The 17582-nt window shown below is 69.3% G+C and carries 18 protein-coding genes; 11 read left to right on the forward strand and 7 right to left on the reverse strand.

Translation table 11 applies throughout. The features are described from left to right. Positions 1-61: 61 nt before the first annotated feature. The 5 genes from LRH25_RS27325 (at position 62) to LRH25_RS27345 (ending at position 6307) form a co-directional block, all read left to right on the forward strand. Positions 62-1669 (forward strand): glucan biosynthesis protein G, encoded by a 1608-nt coding sequence (locus tag LRH25_RS27325; protein ID WP_211361596.1) that lies wholly within the window; start codon positions 62-64, stop codon positions 1667-1669. Next, positions 1642-3888 carry a glucans biosynthesis glucosyltransferase MdoH gene (gene mdoH / locus LRH25_RS27330; RefSeq protein WP_231012907.1) on the forward strand — a complete coding sequence of 749 codons (2247 nt, stop codon included), beginning with the start codon at positions 1642-1644 and terminating at the stop codon, positions 3886-3888. Before LRH25_RS27325 ends, mdoH begins: the two co-directional genes overlap by 28 nt. Positions 3889-4053: 165 nt before the next feature. After that, positions 4054-5232: an MBL fold metallo-hydrolase gene (locus LRH25_RS27335; RefSeq protein WP_231012939.1), complete on the forward strand. Its 1179-nt coding sequence runs from the start codon at positions 4054-4056 to the stop codon at positions 5230-5232. A 37-nt stretch (positions 5233-5269) separates the two neighbouring features. Further along, on the forward strand, positions 5270-5536 hold the full coding sequence (locus LRH25_RS27340; RefSeq protein ID WP_141290732.1) for a helix-turn-helix domain-containing protein: 267 nt from the start codon (positions 5270-5272) through the stop codon (positions 5534-5536). A gap of 63 nt (positions 5537-5599) precedes the next feature. Next, the gene (locus tag LRH25_RS27345; protein ID WP_141290734.1) at positions 5600-6307 is read left to right on the forward strand and encodes a class I SAM-dependent methyltransferase; all 708 of its coding nucleotides are present in this window, start codon (positions 5600-5602) and stop codon (positions 6305-6307) included. Between the two features lie 4 nt (positions 6308-6311). Here LRH25_RS27345 and LRH25_RS27350 read toward each other — a convergent pair whose 3' ends face one another. The 3 genes from LRH25_RS27350 to LRH25_RS27360 all read right to left on the reverse strand — a co-directional run bounded on the left by LRH25_RS27350 (position 6312) and on the right by LRH25_RS27360 (position 10069). After that, on the reverse strand, positions 6312-6977 hold the full coding sequence (locus LRH25_RS27350) for a DUF2087 domain-containing protein (RefSeq protein WP_141290736.1): 666 nt from the start codon (positions 6975-6977) through the stop codon (positions 6312-6314). Between the two features lie 234 nt (positions 6978-7211). Beyond that, entirely contained in the window at positions 7212-8690 is a 1479-nt protein-coding gene (locus tag LRH25_RS27355) for a M16 family metallopeptidase (protein WP_231012908.1), read from the reverse strand. Then, the gene (locus LRH25_RS27360; RefSeq protein ID WP_231012909.1) at positions 8690-10069 is read right to left on the reverse strand and encodes a M16 family metallopeptidase; all 1380 of its coding nucleotides are present in this window, start codon (positions 10067-10069) and stop codon (positions 8690-8692) included. The genes LRH25_RS27355 and LRH25_RS27360 overlap by 1 nt, the downstream gene beginning before the upstream one ends. Positions 10070-10197: 128 nt before the next feature. On the opposite strand from LRH25_RS27360, the gene LRH25_RS27365 reads away from it, so the two are divergent. After that, the gene (locus LRH25_RS27365; protein ID WP_231012910.1) at positions 10198-10920 is read left to right on the forward strand and encodes a helix-turn-helix transcriptional regulator; all 723 of its coding nucleotides are present in this window, start codon (positions 10198-10200) and stop codon (positions 10918-10920) included. A gap of 101 nt (positions 10921-11021) precedes the next feature. Next, entirely contained in the window at positions 11022-11300 is a 279-nt protein-coding gene (locus LRH25_RS27370; RefSeq protein WP_231012911.1) for a hypothetical protein, read from the forward strand. A 62-nt stretch (positions 11301-11362) separates the two neighbouring features. Here the strand turns inward: LRH25_RS27370 and LRH25_RS27375 are convergent, their stop codons facing one another. Together LRH25_RS27375 and LRH25_RS27380 are read right to left on the reverse strand one after the other, a co-directional pair. Further along, positions 11363-12790, reverse strand: coding sequence for a tetratricopeptide repeat protein (locus LRH25_RS27375; protein WP_231012912.1), 1428 nt, complete (start codon positions 12788-12790; stop codon positions 11363-11365). Between the two features lie 36 nt (positions 12791-12826). Beyond that, positions 12827-14254 carry an amidase gene (locus LRH25_RS27380; RefSeq protein ID WP_231012913.1) on the reverse strand — a complete coding sequence of 476 codons (1428 nt, stop codon included), beginning with the start codon at positions 14252-14254 and terminating at the stop codon, positions 12827-12829. A gap of 297 nt (positions 14255-14551) precedes the next feature. On the opposite strand from LRH25_RS27380, the gene LRH25_RS27385 reads away from it, so the two are divergent. The 4 genes from LRH25_RS27385 (at position 14552) to LRH25_RS27400 (ending at position 16935) form a co-directional block, all read left to right on the forward strand. Then, positions 14552-14929, forward strand: a complete 378-nt coding sequence (locus tag LRH25_RS27385; protein WP_141288953.1) for a hypothetical protein — start codon at positions 14552-14554, stop codon at positions 14927-14929. A gap of 337 nt (positions 14930-15266) precedes the next feature. Beyond that, entirely contained in the window at positions 15267-15677 is a 411-nt protein-coding gene (locus tag LRH25_RS27390; protein ID WP_141288951.1) for a hypothetical protein, read from the forward strand. Between the two features lie 183 nt (positions 15678-15860). Further along, a complete protein-coding gene (locus LRH25_RS27395) occupies positions 15861-16274 on the forward strand; it encodes a hypothetical protein (protein WP_141288950.1) in 414 nt (137 codons plus the stop codon). Between the two features lie 250 nt (positions 16275-16524). Further along, positions 16525-16935 (forward strand): hypothetical protein, encoded by a 411-nt coding sequence (locus LRH25_RS27400; RefSeq protein WP_141288948.1) that lies wholly within the window; start codon positions 16525-16527, stop codon positions 16933-16935. A gap of 69 nt (positions 16936-17004) precedes the next feature. Here the strand turns inward: LRH25_RS27400 and LRH25_RS27405 are convergent, their stop codons facing one another. Both LRH25_RS27405 and LRH25_RS27410 read right to left on the reverse strand, forming a co-directional pair. Then, positions 17005-17280 carry a hypothetical protein gene (locus LRH25_RS27405; protein ID WP_141288946.1) on the reverse strand — a complete coding sequence of 92 codons (276 nt, stop codon included), beginning with the start codon at positions 17278-17280 and terminating at the stop codon, positions 17005-17007. 79 nt (positions 17281-17359) lie between these two features. After that, a complete protein-coding gene (locus tag LRH25_RS27410; protein WP_141288944.1) occupies positions 17360-17545 on the reverse strand; it encodes a hypothetical protein in 186 nt (61 codons plus the stop codon). Between the last annotated feature and the right edge of the window lie 37 nt (positions 17546-17582).

Here is a 17582-nt window from a genome sequence, read left to right on the forward strand (position 1 = left end):
TCAAGTCATTGATTTGAAAGAGAAAAATAGGGTGGCACAGGCTTTGCGGTAAAGCACCGCAATGACTACTTCCGCCAACCCCTCTTTGCCTCGCATCGGCCGCCGCCGCTGGCAGGCTGCGGTGCTGGCCTTGCCGCTGGCGCTGCTGGCGCAGGCTGTGACTGCCGCCACTTCGGCGGCGATGGATCTCGACACGCTGGCCCAGAAGGCCCAGGCCCTGGCCGCCCAGCCCTACCAGCCCACGCCCAGCAGCACGCCGCAGGCGCTGAAAGACCTGACGTACGACCAGATGCGGTCCATCCGCTTCAAGCCGGCGCGTGCGGTCTGGCGTGAACAGCAGCTGCCGTTCGAGCTGATGTTCTTCCACCTCGGCAAGTACCAGACCGAGCCGGTGCGCCTGCACGAGCTGAACGGCGACGCCAGCCGCGACTTCAAGTTCGACGCCGCCGACTTCAGCTACGACTTCAAGAAGACCTTCGACCCGGCCGCCTGGGGCGACATCGGCTACGCCGGTTTCCGCGTGCACACCCAGATGACGCCCGGCGCGACCTACAAGGACGAGCTGGTGGTCTTCCAGGGCGCCAGCTACTTCCGCGCGCTGGGCGCGGGGCAGCACTACGGCCTGTCGGCCCGTGGCCTGGCGGTGGACACCGCCGGCGGCCTGAAGGGCGAGGAATTCCCGCGCTTCACCGACTTCTGGCTGCAGCGCCCCGCGGCCGATGCCAAGTCGCTGGTCGTGCTGGCACTGATGGACTCGCCGCGTGTCACCGGCGCCTACCGCTTCGACATCACGCCCGGCGTCACCACGCAGGTCAGCGTGCACGCGAAGCTGGTGCTGCGTGACACCAAGGAGCCGATCAAGACCTTGGGCATCGCGCCGCTGACCAGCATGTTCTCGTTTGGCGAGAACCAGCCGCACCGCAGCGACTTCCGTCCCGAAGTGCACGACAGCGATGGCCTGATGATGGCCACCGGCGACGGTGAATGGCTGTGGCGCCCGCTGCAGAACCCCAAGTCCACGCTGACCACCTCGTTTGCGATGCGTTCGCCCAAGGGCTTCGGCCTGATGCAGCGTGACCGCAACTTCAGCAGCTACGAAGACAGCGAAGCCAGCTACGAGCGCCGGCCTTCGGCCTGGATCACGCCGCTGGGCGACTGGGGCACCGGCCGCGTGGAGCTGGTGCAGCTGCACACGCCTGACGAAACCAACGACAACATCGTCGCCTACTGGGTGCCGGCCACGCTGCCGGCCCCGGGCCAGGTGCTGGACATGGCCTGGCGCGTGGACTGGCAGGGCGAGCAGCAGCAGCGCCCGCCGGCCGGCTGGGTCACGCAGACCCGCGTGGGCCGCAGCTACGCGACGCTGAAGGACAACGAGCAGCAGCTGATCGTCGACTTCGCCGGCCCTGCGCTGGACAAGCTCGAAGCCTCGGCCGCCGAAGTGCCGGCCGGTGCCAAGCAGGCCGCGCTGCGCGCCGTGGTCTCGGCAGATGGCAATGGCCGCATCGAAGAACAAACCTTGTACCGCGTCAGCGCCAACGGCGCCTGGCGACTGGCCCTGCGCGTGATGACCGTCGACCCGACGAAGCCGGTCGAACTGCGGGCCTTCCTCCAATCTGGCAACGACACCGTGAGTGAAACATGGACGCATCTCCTGACAGCGCAATGAAGTGCGCACGCGGCAATACCGCGTCGTACGCACGCCCCGTCGTGGCCAGCCGCGCCACGAACGGAACCACCAACGGAACCTCCTACGTGCCCGGCATGCCGGCCATCCATCGCGGCAGCATGGTGCCCACGCGCTGGCTGGGCGTGGCCGCCCGGCTGCGCGGCGAGCAGGCCGCGGCCGATGCGCCGTGGCGCGAGAGCGTCGCCAAGCTGGAAGCCCAGCCCAAGGCGGCGTGGGAAGGCGCTGCGGCCAAGCGCCGCAACTGGCTGATGTTCTGGACCCTGGGCGCCAGCCTGATGGCCGCCGGCCTGATGTGGAGCTCGCAGCCGGGCGCCGGCAGCGACGCACTGGAAGCCGCGCAGCTGCTGCTGTTCACGCTGCTGTTCGCCTGGGTCTCGGCCGGTGCCGTGACCGCGGTGATGGGCTTCATCGTCACGCTCAAGGGCGACCCGCACGCGCTGTCGGCCAAGTCGGTCGAAGGCATGACGCTGCCGGCCGATGCGCGCACCGCGGTCATCATGCCGATCTGCAACGAGGACGTGGCCACCGTGTTCGCCGGGCTGCGCGCGACCTGCGAGTCGCTCAGTGCCACCGGTGCGCAGCGCGTCTTCGACATGTTCGTGCTGTCCGACACCAGCGACCCGACGCTGCGCGCCGCCGAGCTGCGGGCCTGGCACGCGCTGCGCCAGCAGCTGAGCGAAGCCGGCAGCGAGCTGCGCGTGTACTACCGCTGGCGCCAGCGCCGCACCAAGCGCAAGGCTGGCAATGTGGCCGACTTCTGCCGCCGCTGGGGCAAGGACTACCGCTACATGGTGGTGATGGACGCCGACAGCGTGATGAGCGGCGACACCCTGGTCACGCTGGCCCGCCTGATGGAAGCCAACCCGCGCGCCGGCATCCTGCAGACGGCCCCGCGCGCCGCAGGCCACGCCACGCTGCATGCCCGCGCGCAGCAGTTCGCCAGCCGCGTCACCGGCCGCCTGTTCACCGCCGGCATGCAGTTCTGGCAGCTGGGCGAGGCCCACTACTGGGGCCACAACGCCATCATCCGCGTCGAGCCCTTCATGCAGCACTGTGGCCTGGCCACGCTGCCGGGCACAGGCGCACTGGCCGGCGAGATCCTGTCGCACGACTTCGTCGAAGCCGCGCTGATGCGCCGTGCCGGCTACGAAGTCTGGCTGGTCAACGACCTGGAAGGCAGCTACGAACAACAGCCGCCGCACCTGCTGGCCGAACTGCAGCGCGACCGCCGCTGGTGCCAGGGCAACCTGCAGAACGCCCGCCTGATCGCTGAGCCCGGCCTGAAGAGCGTGCACCGCGCGATGCTGGGCACCGGCGCGATGGCCTACCTGTCGGCCCCGCTGTGGCTGGCCTACGTGGTGCTCGGCGTGTCGCTGTGGCTGACCGGCGCCGGCGACAACACCCCCACGCTGCTGGCCGGCCGCTCGGTCGCCACGCTGTGGGCCTCGACCGCGCTGATGCTGGCGATGCCCCGTGTGCTGGGCGTGCTGGCGGTCATCCTGCGCGGCGAACAGGCCGAGTTCGGCGGCAGCTTGAAGCTGATCGGCAGCTCGGCGCTGGAAGCCGGCATGTCCATGCTGCAGGCACCGCTGCGCATGGCTGCGCACAGCCTGTTCGTGATCGGCGGCCTGACCGGCTGGAAGCTGGAATGGACCTCGCCCCCGCGGGAAGCCAGCGACCTGAGCTGGGGCGACGCGACCCGCCGCTTCGGCTCGCTGAGCGCCGTCGTCGCGCTGCTGATGGCCGGCATTTACGCGGCTTCGCCGGTGGCCGCACTGTGGCTGCTGCCGATGGGCTTGCCGCTGCTGCTGGCCATCCCGTTCACGGTGATGAGCGCCCACGGCGCGCTGGGCCAGCGCCTGCGCGATGCCAACTGGCTGCTGATCCCCGAAGAAGCCCGCTCGCCCGCGGTGCTGCGCCAAGCCTGGCATTACGCCCACCACTACGCCGCCCAGCCGGTGCTCAAGGGTGCGGCGCTGCTGGCCGACCTGCCTCGCCTGGCCTCGCTGGCGCTGCAAGCGGTGGGCCCGCGCCGCACCGGCCGCGGCCTGCGCGGTGAGCAACGCCGCCAGCGCGTGCTGCAGCTCAGCCGCAGCAACCAGCCGGCCGCCAAGTCCGAGCAGCTGCGCTTCCTGAACGAGCCGCACAGCCTGCGCCTGCTGCACGCGGCGATGGCCGGGAACGCGATGCCGCACTGAGCGGGCCAGTCGCCAGAAACAAAAAGGGCGCGCCGCAGGGCGTGCCCTTTTTTCCGTTCTGGGGACATGCGGTTTCCGCATGAGCTTATCGGGTCGGTTCGGGGCTGAGGGCGGCGCCAGGCATGTGATCATCGCGCTGGCTTTCCCTCTCCGGCCCGCACCATGCTGATCTTTCGCCAACTCTTCGACCCGACCTCGTCCACCTACACCTACCTGCTGGGCGACAGCGCCAGCGGCGAGGCCTTGCTGATCGATCCGGTGTTCGAGCAGGTGCCGCGCGACCTGGCGCTGGTGCAGGAGCTGGGCCTGCGGCTGGTCGCCACGCTTGACACCCATGTGCACGCCGACCACGTCACCGGCGCCTGGCGTTTGCAGCAGCGCTGCGGCAGCCAGATCGCACTGGCCGAGGCGGCGGGCGCCGAGCTGGTGGACCGGCCGCTGCGCCACGACGACCGCATCGCCTTTGGCGAGCGTTTCCTGACCGTGCGCGCCACGCCTGGCCACACCAACGGCTGCCTGACCTATGTGCTGGACGACCAGCACATGGCCTTCACCGGCGACAGCCTGCTGATCCGCGGCTGTGGCCGGACCGACTTCCAGCAGGGCAGCCCACAGCAGCTTTTCGCCTCGGTGCGCGAGCACATCCTCAGCCTGCCCGAGGACTGTCTGCTGTATCCGGCGCACGACTACCGCGGCGTCACCGTCACCAGCGTGGCCGAGGAGCGCCGCTTCAACCCGCGCCTGGGCGGCAACGTGGACGAAGGCGACTTCACCGGCTACATGAACCACCTGGGCCTGCCGCACCCCAAGCTGATGGCCGTGGCCGTGCCGGCCAACCTGCGCTGCGGCCGGCCCGAGGGCGACGCGCCACCTGCCGAGCAGCCCGGCTGGGCGCCGCTCACGCTGCGCTTCAGCGGTGTCTGGGAGATCGAGCCGATGGCGCTGGCCGAGCGGATGGGTGAGTGCCCCCAGGGCTCGGCTGCGCCCAGCCCGCCCCCCAAGGGGGACAAGGCAACTTGGGGCGGCCCGGCGTTGCCTTGCGACGTGCAGATCGTCGACGTGCGAGAAGAACCGGAATTCCTCGACCGCCTGGGCCACCTCTCGGGTGCGCATCTGGTGCCGCTGTCGCAGTTGCTCAGCCGGCTGGACGAGCTGGACCGCCAGCAGCCGGTGGTGGCCGTCTGCCGCTCCGGCGTGCGCTCGGCGCAGGCCAGCGTGCTGCTGGCCAAGAACGGCTTCACGCGAGTGGCCAACCTGGCCGGCGGCATGCTGCGCTGGCACAGCGAGTCGCTGCCGGTGGCGCCGGGCAGCATGGCGGCAACCGGCGAACTGCCGGCCGGCTGAAGCGCTTTTCGGTTCGCCCTGCGGCGAGAATCCGCCGATGGCGCAAGGCAAACGGATTTCGGTCGACATTGGCGATGAGGCCCTCCAGGCCATCAAGGACATGGGGGCAGCCGCCAGGCTTGCGCGCACTGCCGCTGGCGAAGGGCAGGCCGCGGCGGCAGCCCGGCTGGGCGTGCATGTGCAGACCATCGGCCGCATCGAGTCCGGCGAGCCGGGCGTGGCGATCGGGCATGTCATGGGCCTGCTGGCGCTGTACGGCATTTCGACCCGGCTGCAGCCACCGGCGGGCGAGCCGGCCGCCTGAGGCCTCATACTCGGCGACCTTTTCCCTCTTCGAGGCGCTCTGCGCGGGCTTCGTGCCCATGCCGTGCCAGGCTATCTCACCAAGCAGGAAGACATCGCCGTTGACGGCGTGGCGTCGCTGACGATCCGCTCGCTGCTGGACCGCAACCAGTTTGCCGATCCGCTGGGCATTGCCGAGCGCCTGGGCATTTCGTCTGCGTCTTGGTCGCTGTTCGGGCTGCTGTGGCCATCGGGCCATTCGCTGGCCGCGCGCATGGCGCTGCGCCCGGTGCGGGCCGGCGAGCGCATCCTGGAGCTGGGTTGCGGGCTGGCGCTGGCCAGCCTGGTGGCGCACCGGCGCGGCGCGGACATCACCGCCAGTGACCGCCACCCGCTGGCCGATGGTTTCCTGCTGGAAAACCTGCGCCTCAATGAGCTGCCGCCGATGAAATACCGCCACGGCGACTGGGTGCTGGCCGACCCTGTGGATCCGGCGGCGCACGACCTCGATGCAGCAGCGTCCGTCACCGGCCGCTTCGACCTGCTGATCGGCAGCGACCTGCTGTACGACCGCGACGCCAGCGCCGCGCTGGCCGGCTTCATCGGCCGGCATGCGATGGCGCAGGCGGAAGTCTGGATCATCGACCCGGACCGCGACAACCGAGCGGTCTTCAACCGCCTGATGCTGGCGCTGGGCTTCGAGCGGCGCGAGGAGCGGCTGGACCGGGTCGCCTCCGCGGGCGTGCTGGCCTACAAGGGCCGCGCGCTGCTGTACCAGCGCGGCGGCCTCTGAAGCATCAGCCCGCGCGCTGCGGCCGCTTCTGCTGGCCGCGCAAAGCGCGCAGCAGGCCCTGCACTTCGTCGCTGGGCCGCTGCGGGTTCTTCCAGTAGGCCGAGCAGTCCGGCAGCCGGCTGATCAGCTTCATTTCGACCAGCTCGCGCCGCGGCGTGACGTGGTCGCCCCAGGTGGTCCAGGCTTTCAGCAACTCGTTGACCTCACGCTCGGTGTAGCGGCGGTTGGGCTCGAAGCGGGTCCACAGCGCCCACATGGCCAGCCGCTGCACGCTGAACTTGTGCGGCCAGCGCGCCAGCCGGCCCCAGGCGTCGAACTGGGTCAGTGCCTTGGCAGCGTTGGGGCTCAGCGACTCGCGTGGCGCTGCGGCGTCTTCGTTGGCTGCAGGTTCCGGCAACGCGGTCGCGGCCCAGGGATCGACCTCGGCGACGGCGGTCACCGGCGCGGCCTGCAAGGCCTGCAGGTTGCGGTGGCCGGCGGCACGGGCCAGCATGTTGAGCAGTTGCAGGTGGCTGGGCGCCGTGTCGCTCGGCGCACCTTGTGCGCTCAGGTGGTCGCTCAGCTCACGCCGCAGCGACTTGGCGAAGGTCGAAAGATCTTCGCAATGCAGCGGCTGCAAGCGGCGGCCACGTTCGGCCGTTTCGGGAAAGGAAGGATGGGATTCAGGCATCGGTGCACTCCTGCGTGCGCGCGCCGCTCTCTCGAACGGGCTGGGGTCACCGGCTTGCAGCGGCGCACGCCAAAGGCGTGGAACCGAAGGGTTGCGAATCAACCAAGAGGATCAGGGCAGGTTTAGCTTGCAGCGGAAGAAGCCGCTGCACGGTGACGCCTGGGTGAACTGCCGACCAGGCGCCCAGTGTAGCGGAGCAGCCGGTGACGGGGCGCGCCACCGGCCGCTCAGCGTTCAGGGCTTCTTTGCCAGCCCTGGCGCTTCCAGGTCCAGCTGCGCCGCGTCCAGCACCAGCGCCTTGTCGTCCAGCTTCTTCAATGCGTCGCCGGCAGCGCTCAGGTCGCCCACCACCACGGTGCGCAGCGAGGCCTGGGTCCAGTGGCCGGCAGCGTAGGCGCGCACCTGTTCGGCGGTGACGGCCATGACTTCGGGCGCGTGTTTCTGCGCGTCGCTCAGCGGGCGACCGCGGGCGATCAGGTCCATTGCGACGGCGCTGAGGCCGCCGGTGGTCTCGATCTGGCGGCCGAAGTTGCCGACCAGCGTGGCCTTGCGGGCGTCCAGCTCTTCGGCAGCCGGCGCCGCCTCGCCCATCTTCACGACCTCGCCGCGCATCAGTTCGACCACCTGCGCCGCGGTGGCGTTGTTGGTCTGCGTGGCGGCGCTGAGCAGGCCTCCCACGGCCTGGAAGTCCTGCCCGGCGGAGGCGCCGTAGCTCAGGCCGCGCTTGATGCGCACTTCCTGGTTCAGCCGCGCCGAGTAGCCGCCGCCCAGTACCGCGCCGGCCACCTGGGCCACGCGGCGGTCCGGTGCGTCATAGGCGACCGAAGGCGCCATCACGACGACGCCGCTTTGCCCGGCGCCCGGCAGGTTGACCAGCACGGTGGCCGGGGTGACGGCCGCGGCCGGCTCGTTGCGCGGCTCGGGCAGCGCCATGCGATTGCCTTTCCAGGCGCCGAGCTGGCGCGTGGCCAGCGCCACGGCCTGTTCCAGCGTCACGTCGCCCGAGACGACCAGCGTGGCCAGCTCGGGGCGCAGTTGCTGCTGGTGGAAGGCCAGCACGTCCTTGCGCTGGATGCGGGCCAGGCTGGCTGGCGTGGTCGAGCCGCCGAAGACGCTGGCGCCCCACCAGGCGCGGCGCGCGGCCAGGCCGGCCAGCGCCATCGGGTCGCTGAGGCTGAGCTTCAGCGCGTCGGCGGTCTGCTCGCGCAGGCGCCCGAGTTCGGCTTCGGACAGCGTGGGGTGCAGCGTGGCGTCGGTGATCAGCGCGGCGGCGTCAGCCAGCTTGGAGGTGGCGACCGTCATGGTCAGCGCCGAGCCGCGCCAGTCGGCGGCCGAGTCCAGCGTGCTGCCCAGCGCTTCGGCCTGGCGGGCGATCTGCGTGGCGTCCAGCGCCTTGCCGTTGCGCGTCGCGCCCTTGGTGCGCAGTGCGGCGGTGAGGCTGGCCAGGCCGGCGTGGCCGTCGGTGTCGGCCGCGGCGCCCAGGCGCAGGTGCAGCGAGACCGAGACGATGGGCAGCGCGTGGCGCGGCGCGACGACCACGCGCACGCCGTTGGGCAGCTTGGCCTCTTCGAAGGCCGGCACGACCAGCGGGCGCGGCGTGCCGGGCTCGGGCGGGGCGTCCACACCAGGCGTGAGGCCCCAAGCGCCGGCGGCGAAGGCAGTGACCAACAGCGCCGCGACCGGGCGCAGCATCAGGTTCAGCGAACGGCTCATCACTTCGCCTCCTGGGTATAGAACAGCGTGACGGCGGGCTTGCCGATCACGTACTGGCGCAGCACACGCTGCACGTCGGCCGCGGTGACGGCTTGCAGCTCGGTCAGCTCGCGGTTCACGGCCTCCGGGTCCTTGTCGTGGATCATCGCCCAGCCGATGGACGTGCCGCGGCCCAGCGAGGTCTGGCGGCCGTTCAGCGCGGCGGTCAGCAGCTGGGTCTTGACCTTGTCCAGCTCGGCGGCGGGGATCGGGCCCTTGGCCAGCCTGGCCAGCTCGGCGTGCAGCGGTGCCACCAGGCTTTGCGGCTGGCGCTGGCCGGAAGCGATTGCGTAGACGGCGACCGCGCCAGCGTCGGTGTGCAGCATCGGCTCCATGCCGGCGGACTGGGCAATGCGCTGCCGATAGACCAGCGACTCGTTCAGGCGCGACGACTCGCCGCCGGCCAACAGGCCCTGGATGACCTGGAACGCGGCAGCGTCCTTGTCGGCCGCGTTGGGCGCCTGCCAGATCAGCACGGCCGCTGGCAGCGGCACGTTCGGGCCGGTCAGCGCGACCTGCCTGGACTGCGTGCGCACCGGCTCTTTCACGTTCACGCGCGGGATGGGCGTGTCGGGCTTTTTCAGCGGGCCGAAGTAGCGGTCCACCCACTGGTCCAACTGCGCGCCATCGAAGTCGCCAGTGACGATCAGCACCGCGTTGTCGGGCCGGTAGAAGGTCGAATGGAAGGCGCGCACGTCGTCCAGCGAGGCCGACTCCAGGTCCTCGATGCTGCCGATTACCGGCCGCTTGTACGGGTGGTCGATGAAGGCATTCGGCGCCATCGCCTCGAACAGCCGGCCGTAGGGATTCGCCAGCACGCGCTGGCGGAACTCTTCCTCGACCACCGCGCGCTCGCTCTTGAAGTTCGCTTCGTCAACGTTCAGGTTGACCATGCGCTCGGCCTCGGCCCACAGGATGCGCTCCAGGTGGTGCGAAGGCACGGTGGCGAAGTAGGCGGTGACGTCCTCGGCGGTGAAGGCATTGTTCTGGCCGCCCACGTCCTCGGTCAGTCGGTCGAACTGCTCGCTCTTCATGTAACGCGTGCTCTTGAACATCAGGTGCTCGAAGAGGTGCGCAAAGCCGGAGCGGCCGACCGGATCGTCCTTGCCGCCCACGCGGTACCAGACCTGCACACTGACGCTGCCGCCGGTGCCACCGGGCTCGGCGATCACCTCCAGGCCGTTGGCCAGCGTGCGGCGCTTGAACTTCATCGGCGCGACGGCCAGGGCAGCCGGCGTCGTGGCGGGCGCAGCGGCCACGACCCAGGCCGGCAGTGCACCGGCGGCGGCCAGCAGGGCCGCCCGGGCAAGCCAGGCGCGCCGGCTTGTTTGCAAAAGCATGCAGTTCTCCGAGAGAAATCGACAGCTCCGCAGGATACAAACATTTATCGTCCGCCCATCTCCCACGAACGGTAAATGCGCCAGCAGGCCTTCTTAAACTGTCGCCATGTGTTTGTGCCCCGCCCACCATGCGCCGCGCTGACCGGCTGTTCCAGCTGGTGCAGCTGATCCGCGGCCGACGGCTGTCCACTGCTGCCTGGCTGGCCGGGCGGCTGGAAGTCTCGCTGCGCACGCTGTACCGCGACGTGGCCGACCTGCAGGCGCAGGGCGTGCCGATCGAAGGCGAAGCGGGCGTGGGCTACCGGCTGGGTGCGGGCTATGAGCTGCCGCCGCTGATGTTCAGCACCGACGAGGCCAAGGCGCTGGTGGCCGCGGTGCGCATGGCCGGGCCGCGCATGGACTCGGCGCTGGTGGCGCAGGCCGAAAACGCGCTGTCAAAGATCCTGGCGGTGCTGCCGAGCGCGGCGCGCGCCGCTGCCGAGGCGCAGGTGCTGTTCGTGCCGGCCGTGGGGCCGGACGCGGCCACGCTGGGGCGGCTGGCCGTGCTGCGCCAGGCGGCCGAGTCTCGCCACCTGCTGCGGCTGCTGTACCGCGACGAAGGCGGCGCGCCGTCAGAGCGCAAGGTGCGTCCGCTCGGCTGCTTCTTCTGGGGGGCCGTGTGGACGCTGGGCGCCTGGTGCGAGCTGCGGCAGGATTTCCGCAGCTTCCGGCTGGACCGCATCGTCGACGCCGAGCGGCTGGACGACCGCTTCCGCGATGACGCCGGTCGCACGCTGGCCGACTTCCTGCGCCATTCCGAGCGCAGCGGCTGGGCTGCGGCCCGCGCGACGGGACCGCGGCCGTCGGCTTGAATGGCGGCCAGCCAGGGGGCCGCAACAGGGTGGGCCTGATGTTTGCATGGGGCTTGCCGCCTGTCTCTTATCTGTCTTCCTCATTCCGGGAGGCCCGCGCCATGATGATTGCCGATTCCATTGGCCCCGTTTCACAGCTGCGCAACACGCTGGCGCAGCTGGAGGCCGGCACGCTGCGGCCGGAGGTGACCTGCGCGCGTTTTCGCATGGCCACGCTGCAATGGCACAGCCTGCCGGACCGCTATTCCACCGTGCTGGAGCGCTTGCTGGCCCCCTTGGACATGGCGGTGATGCTGGGCGAAGAAAGCTGCAGCTTCAGCCGCGCCGACGTGGTGCAAGCCTTGCACCAATGGCTGGATCACGCTGAACAACTGCGATAGGGCACCCGGCCCGGGCCGGGCTGCATCGACCGTCGGCCGTGGCAACAGCCGCGGATCAGCGCTCAGATGTCGAGGTGCAGGCGGCCCGCCCAATGGCGGGTCAGCGGGGTCACCACCGGCTTGGCCATCAGGCACTCGTTGAGCAGTGCGCGGCCGATGGGGGCGTGGCGGGCTTGCGCGGCGGCGGCCATCAGCGTCTGGTCCAAGAGGTCGCGCTGCAGGTGGCTGCCGCCCAGGCGGCGCAGTTGCGGGCGCACCGCGTGCAGTTGTTGCACGGCGGCGTCCGGGTCGCCTTTGGCCAGCGCCAGCAGCCCGCGCATCAGCGGCAGGCCGACTTCGCGGGCGGTGGTGTGGTTGCTGCGGCGCACGTCTTCAGGCTGCATCGCGCGCTCGGCGCAGCGCGCCAGCCAGCCTTCGGCCTGCAGCAGCTCGCCCGCACCAATGCAGGCCAGCGTGACGTGCAGGTCGGTGAAGGCCCGGTGGCCGGCTTCGCTGGCCGGCGGTGACCAGCCACGCAGCAGTTCGACAAAGCGGGCGCTGACGTCTTCACCCATCAGGTGCATGCGCCACAACAGCGACACCGCGTCGAACTGCTGGAAGCTGCTCTGCAGCATGTCGCCGGAAAAGTGAGCGTCCAGCAGGCGGTGCGCGCCCGGCAGGTCCAGCGCTTCGAGCCGGAACAGGCCCATGTGCCACCACAGGTGACTGGCAAAGGCATTGCCTTCGGCCCAGTTCGGCTGGTGCTGGCGCAGCCAGGCGTTGCCGTCTTCCAGCCGGCCGCTCATGTGCAGCACATGGGCCACCGCATGCACTGCCCACGGCACGCTGGCGCCGCCGGCCACCGCACGCCGGCCGGCGTCCTCGGCCTGCGGGTAGCAGTTGTTTTCTTCCAGACCGGATGCGTAGAGCCCCAGCACCTGCGGGAACAGCGGGTCGGCCTCGTCCCACTCGGGCAGCACCTGGGCCGGGCGGCTGCGCAGGCTGGCGGTGTCGCCCTGCAGGTAGTCCCACTGGTGAGCCCATTGCAGCGCCAGCGCGTCGCGCGGGTGTTCCAGCAGCAGGGCGTCCCAGCGCCGGCAGGCCAGCTGCCAGCGGCCTTCGGCGATGGCGCGCAGCGCTTCGAGGTGGGCCCGTTCGCGCTCGGGGGCGTTGGCCTGCAGCGGCTCGGCCTGGTCCAGCAACTGGCGGGCCGGCGCCAACTGGCTGGCCTCGGTCAGGCCCAGCAGGTAGCCGGCTTTCATGATGCGCGGCAGGCCCCAGCCGGGATCGGCAGCGATGGCGGCGTCCAGGTCGGCCAGCGGCGTTTCGCTGAAGGACATCATGCGCCACAGCGCGGTCTCGGCCCGGTCGGCGGCTTCGCGCGAAGCGGTGCCCAGGCGCTGGTCGCGGGCGTCGCGCAGCTGGCTGGCGACGGGCGTCGGGATGGGCGCGGGGGCGCCGGTGGCGGGTGGGACTGCAGGCGGCGGGGATTCGTCGACCGGAGGGGGCATGGCAGGAATGTAAGCCAGCGCGGATGCTGCGCTTTTTCAGCCCCTGGCCGGCGGTGGCGCCGGCCAGGGGCGCAGGGCAGGGCGCAGGCGTTCCCACAGCGCGCCCAGTTGCAGCACGCCCAGGTCGTCGTGCCGGCGGCCGATGATTTGCAGCCCGATGGGCAGGCCTGCAGCATCGTGCCCGGCGGGCACCGACAGCGCAGGCTGCTCGCTCATGTTCCACGGCAAGGTGTAGGCAATGTGCTCGAAGGGCCGCGCCGGGTCGTTCAGCGGGCTGGCCTGCTCGGCGGGGAAGGCCACGTCGGGGCTGACGGGCGAGAGCACGTAGTCGAAGCCATGGGTGGCCGTGACCGCGGCGTCGCGCAGCGCGGCGATCTGCGCGTGGCCCTGGAAGACTTCGGCGGCGCTGAGCTGCTCGCCGCTGGCGATCCAGTCGCGGATGTAGGGCAGCACCTTGGCCTGGCGCTCGGGCGGCAGCGTCGCGTAGTCCATCCATGAGCGCATGCGCCAGAAGCGGTCCAGGCCCTGCACCATCGCCCGGGTGCTGACGGGGCCTAGTGGTTCGACGACGGCGCCCTGCGCCTCGAAGGCGCGGGCGGCGGCCTCGATGGCTGCCCGCACCGCGGGTTGCAGGGCGTCGCCCCAGCCGGCGTCGAGCAGCAGGCCGATGCGCAAGCCGGCGGCGGCGCGGCCACTGTCGGCCTGCTGTGCGCGCTGGCCGTGTTCGGCCCAGGCGATGGGCTGCGCCGGCAGGCTGGTCGCGTCGCGCCAATCGGGCCGGCTCAAGGTCTGCATCGCCAGTGCGGCATCCGCCACGGTCCGGCAGATGGGCCCGGCGACGCGGCCGGCGTAGGGCGGCTTGATGGGGATGCGGCCCAGGCTGGGCTTGAAGCCGACCACGCCGCACCAACTGGCGGGCAGGCGGATCGAGCCGCCAATGTCGGTGCCCAGGTGCAGCGGGCCGTAGCCCGCGGCCGCCGCGGCCGCCGCGCCGGCGCTCGATCCGCCCGGGTTCTTGCGCAAGTCCCAGGGGTTGCGCGCCAGTTTGTGGAAGCTGGACAGGCCGGAACTCAGCATGCCCCAGTCCGGCATCGTGGTGCGGGCGACAAACACCGCACCGGCCTCGCGCAGCCGGGCCGCCGGAGGCGCGTCCTCTACGGCGGGCGTCAGCGCGGTGGCTGCGCAGCCCAGCGGCTGCGGCACGCCACGGGTGGCGATGTTTTCCTTCAGCGTGACCGGCACACCGTCCAGCGGACCCAGCGATGCGCCTGCGGCCCAGCGCGCTTCTGACGCCGTGGCCATGCGCAGCGCCTCGTCGGCGTCCAGCGCCCAGGTGGCGCACAGCTGCGGTTCCCAGGCCTCGATGTGGGCCAGCACTGCGCGCGTGACATCCACAGGGGAGAGGGTGCCGGTGTGGTACAGCGGCGTCAGTTCTGTCGCACTCAGGGCATGCAGGTCGGCCAATTCGAGACTCCTGTTGGCTTTTGGCGGTCATGTCCCCGATTTGGTGACTTGACCTTGATCAAGGGCCGACGCCGGGCGTTACACCATCTTACCCAGCACGGCCGCCACCGATGAGACCGATGAACCGTGACAAAGTCCCGCCGCGCCGGCTGACATCCCCCATGATCAAGGGGGACAGGGCAGGAAGCTGCCCACCGAGAATGATTCTTGGCGACGACGTGAGACAGGTGTCTCTGGGTGTATCGCGCTCTACTGCGCGGGCCGTTGCCTCAGAACCACTACCGAGGAACTGTTTTCATGATCAAAAAATTTGCCACTGCTGCCGTGCTCGCCGCTGCCATGGGCGCAGCCCAGGCTTATATACCCTCCGCCGTTTCCATCAACGGCACCTGCGACACCTTCGTGGACCTGACCACCGAAGGCACCCAAGGTGCCGCCGGTACCTGGGTCAACAGCTGCACCGGCTTCAGCATTCCTGCTGGCGGCGCACAAGTTCGCTCGGGCTCGCAGATCCGCATTGGCTACGTGCTCGGCACCACCGGCGCCACTGGCCTGGCCCTGTCGTCCGGCCACGAGGTGACCTGGTGGCTGCGCGACGATGGTTCCGCCGTCATGTACAACTACCAAGGCGTTGCCGTGTTCACCGGCACCTGGACCGCGACCAGCCCCAAGTAAGGCGTTCGCAAGCGGCGAGCGCCGCGACCGGGGTTTCATGCCCACAAAAACACCCGCCTTGGCGGGTGTTTTTCTTTCCGGGCAGTGATTTAACACACGACGTGAAAGTGATTTTTCCCTTCGCCTTTCTGGCCGTTTGCGAGATTGGGCTGTCCTCGTGAGAGGAGTCTTCCGCAGTAGTCACGGTGGGTGGCAAATGCCCCTAGGTCTAGGGGTTTAGGGAAAACACTTTGAAACACAAAGGGCTTTGCGTAACTCTATCGACCAACTGTCCCTTGGGCCGTTTTGCGCATTGGCGCGGGCAGTTGATCCAAACCTCAAACAGGAGAGTTGCGATATGTACAAGAAACTGGCCACAGCCGCTGTTCTTGCGGCTTGCATGGGCGTCGCCCACGCGGACCTGCCATCCGCGATTTCGCTCGGCGATGCCTACTGTGATTACCTCGAGAACCTGACGCCCGTCGCGGGCGGGGGCTATTCCGGTACCTGGTCCAACGTCAGTTGCACCGGCATTTCGGTGCAGATCGGTGGCGCGGCCACGCCGGCCTACAACGCGCAGGCCGTCGGTGCCGTGATGGGCTCCCAGGGCCTGGCCCTGAGCAGCATGGGCGGCCGGGAGGCGACCTACTGGATCACGGAGGACCAGAACTGGCGCCTGTACAACTACAAGGGCGTGCTGGTGGGCAAGGGCAAATGGACGCCACGCACCAGCCTGACCGTGGGCCAGAAGGCGGTGCTGGCCAACTGATGCGTTCGCGCTTCGCCTCATTCGCGTAGGGCGCGTGAAGCTGGCCGATGACCACAGGACCTGGTGTCCCGGCCTCGCCTGCATTCGCCTTCCCGACATTCCAGTTTCCTGAAGTTTGCCGCCTGCAACGAGGAGCCGTTTCGCTGACGGACCGCAGGCAGCCACAGGCAAAGGAGTTTGCACATGTTCAAGCAATGGTTGATGGCCTCGGCGCTCATCGCGAGCACCGGCATGGCCCATGCCTTCGTCAATTCCGCCATCAAGTTCGATGGCTATTGCGATGGTTTCAGTGACCTGACGACAGAGGGCAGTTCCGGGGCTGCCGGCACCTGGCAGAACCTGGATTGCGCGGGCAGCACCGCCACCAGCGGCGGCGCGCAGGTGCGTGACGCGGGCACCGGTGCCTGGGGTTACTCGATGAGCACCACGGGCGTTGCGGCGTTCACCGGCGGCTACGAGTTCACCTGGGTGATCCGGGGCGACCGCACCTGGTCGGTCTACACCACCACCGGCCAATACATCAACAGCGGCACCTGGTCACCCAAGGTGCGTGGCTGGGTGGCGCCAGTGGGGGCCCGGCCCTCTTGGCAACCTTGACGCAGCTTGGCTGCCAAGCCCCGCCAGGCGACTCATCGCCTGCCCAGACCCAACCCGCTTCGGCGGGTTTTTTCATGACCGCGCGAGCGGGGCGACGCGCCGACTCCCTCGATCTGGGGGCTGTCCGAAGTGGTTTGAACCGGTCATGCTTGTGCATCAATTTCATGAGCCGATGTGCCGTGGCTGTTTTTGTGCATATCAAGCGATTGCCCGAATTCACTGTTTCCAAACCATGGGAAGAAAGCCGCGCATGTACAAGCAAGCTTTGACGCTGATGACCTTGGCCGCAGGCATGGCCTCGGCCCTCGCCGCCGTGCCGTCAGCCGTCGTGTTGGATGGTTATTGTGACTATTTCACCGAATTGACCACCGAAGGCGACACGGGGGCGGCTGGGCACTGGATGAATGTCGATTGCCAGGGGGCCAATTACCTGCTGGGTGGCATGCAGGCGTCCAGCCTGAAAGGCAAGATCAGTTATGTGTTCGGCACCACGGGTTATGCCGCGACGCATTCCTCCCACCATGAGGTGACCTGGTGGATCCGCGATGACGAAACCTGGACGGTGTTCGATTGGCAAGGTGTGGTGCTGAATTCAGGCACCTGGAGCAAGATCGACATCTTGCCCTTGAAGGCCGGCGGCAGCCGGCCGGCCACACGCTGAGGCCCAAAGCAAAACACCCGCCGGAGCGGGTGTTTTTCAGGGCTGCGCTGGAAAGCGCAGGCTTGGCGTTCAGGCCAGGAAATGCGCGTCGCTTTCGTGGCGCGCGGCGGCGGCACGCAGGTCGGCAGCGAAGCCGGGGTCGGTGCGCTCCCACTGGCGGGCCAGTTCACGCACCTGCTCGGCTTCGGACAGGCGGCTGCTTTGCGCGGTGGGGCGGGCATTGCCCTTGAGCATGCGGCTCAGCAGGCGGCCTGCGGCGAGGAACAGGTCCGCGCCGAGCTTGGCACCGCGGGGAATGTTCAGCGCCGGGCCGTGGTTGAAGGTCTGGGAAGTGATGGCACTCATGATGTCGCTCCTGAAGGATGGCAACTGGCGAGAAATTCAGCGAGTGGCGTCCGCCAGACGGCGCCACTGTGTTGCCGCGTCAGGGGCGGCGGGATTCGAAGGGCACACCCATCATCTGCATGTGCTGCGCAGCGCGGCGGTTGCCGTAGGCCTCCATGACCTTCCAGACCAGGGACAGCTTCTGCTTCAGGCGCTGCAAGGCAACCTGACGCAGCGAAGCGGCACGGTAGGTGGCGCTGCTGGGGTAAGAGGTGGCGGTTTGCATGGCTGGAGACTTTCGTTGAAGCAGGCTTTGACGCTGC

The organism is Ideonella azotifigens (assembly GCF_021043325.1).
Taxonomy (GTDB): Bacteria; Pseudomonadota; Gammaproteobacteria; order Burkholderiales; family Burkholderiaceae_C; genus Ideonella; species Ideonella azotifigens.

Excerpts from the sequence above, each read along its gene's own strand:
- LRH25_RS27350 (WP_141290736.1), bottom strand. The coding sequence starts at position 6,977 with ATGCCTGAATCCCATCCTTCCTTTCCCGAAACGGCCGAACGTGGCCGC.
- LRH25_RS27410 (WP_141288944.1), bottom strand. The coding sequence starts at position 17,545 with ATGCAAACCGCCACCTCTTACCCCAGCAGCGCCACCTACCGTGCCGCT.
- LRH25_RS27390 (WP_141288951.1), top strand. The coding sequence starts at position 15,267 with ATGTACAAGAAACTGGCCACAGCCGCTGTTCTTGCGGCTTGCATGGGC.
- LRH25_RS27405 (WP_141288946.1), bottom strand. The coding sequence starts at position 17,280 with ATGAGTGCCATCACTTCCCAGACCTTCAACCACGGCCCGGCGCTGAAC.
- LRH25_RS27370 (WP_231012911.1), top strand. The coding sequence starts at position 11,022 with ATGATGATTGCCGATTCCATTGGCCCCGTTTCACAGCTGCGCAACACG.
- LRH25_RS27340 (WP_141290732.1), top strand. The coding sequence starts at position 5,270 with ATGGCGCAAGGCAAACGGATTTCGGTCGACATTGGCGATGAGGCCCTC.
- LRH25_RS27325 (WP_211361596.1), top strand. The coding sequence starts at position 62 with ATGACTACTTCCGCCAACCCCTCTTTGCCTCGCATCGGCCGCCGCCGC.
- LRH25_RS27395 (WP_141288950.1), top strand. The coding sequence starts at position 15,861 with ATGTTCAAGCAATGGTTGATGGCCTCGGCGCTCATCGCGAGCACCGGC.
- LRH25_RS27365 (WP_231012910.1), top strand. The coding sequence starts at position 10,198 with ATGCGCCGCGCTGACCGGCTGTTCCAGCTGGTGCAGCTGATCCGCGGC.
- LRH25_RS27400 (WP_141288948.1), top strand. The coding sequence starts at position 16,525 with ATGTACAAGCAAGCTTTGACGCTGATGACCTTGGCCGCAGGCATGGCC.
- LRH25_RS27375 (WP_231012912.1), bottom strand. The coding sequence starts at position 12,790 with ATGCCCCCTCCGGTCGACGAATCCCCGCCGCCTGCAGTCCCACCCGCC.
- LRH25_RS27385 (WP_141288953.1), top strand. The coding sequence starts at position 14,552 with ATGATCAAAAAATTTGCCACTGCTGCCGTGCTCGCCGCTGCCATGGGC.
- mdoH (WP_231012907.1), top strand. The coding sequence starts at position 1,642 with ATGGACGCATCTCCTGACAGCGCAATGAAGTGCGCACGCGGCAATACC.
- LRH25_RS27355 (WP_231012908.1), bottom strand. The coding sequence starts at position 8,690 with ATGAGCCGTTCGCTGAACCTGATGCTGCGCCCGGTCGCGGCGCTGTTG.
- LRH25_RS27360 (WP_231012909.1), bottom strand. The coding sequence starts at position 10,069 with ATGCTTTTGCAAACAAGCCGGCGCGCCTGGCTTGCCCGGGCGGCCCTG.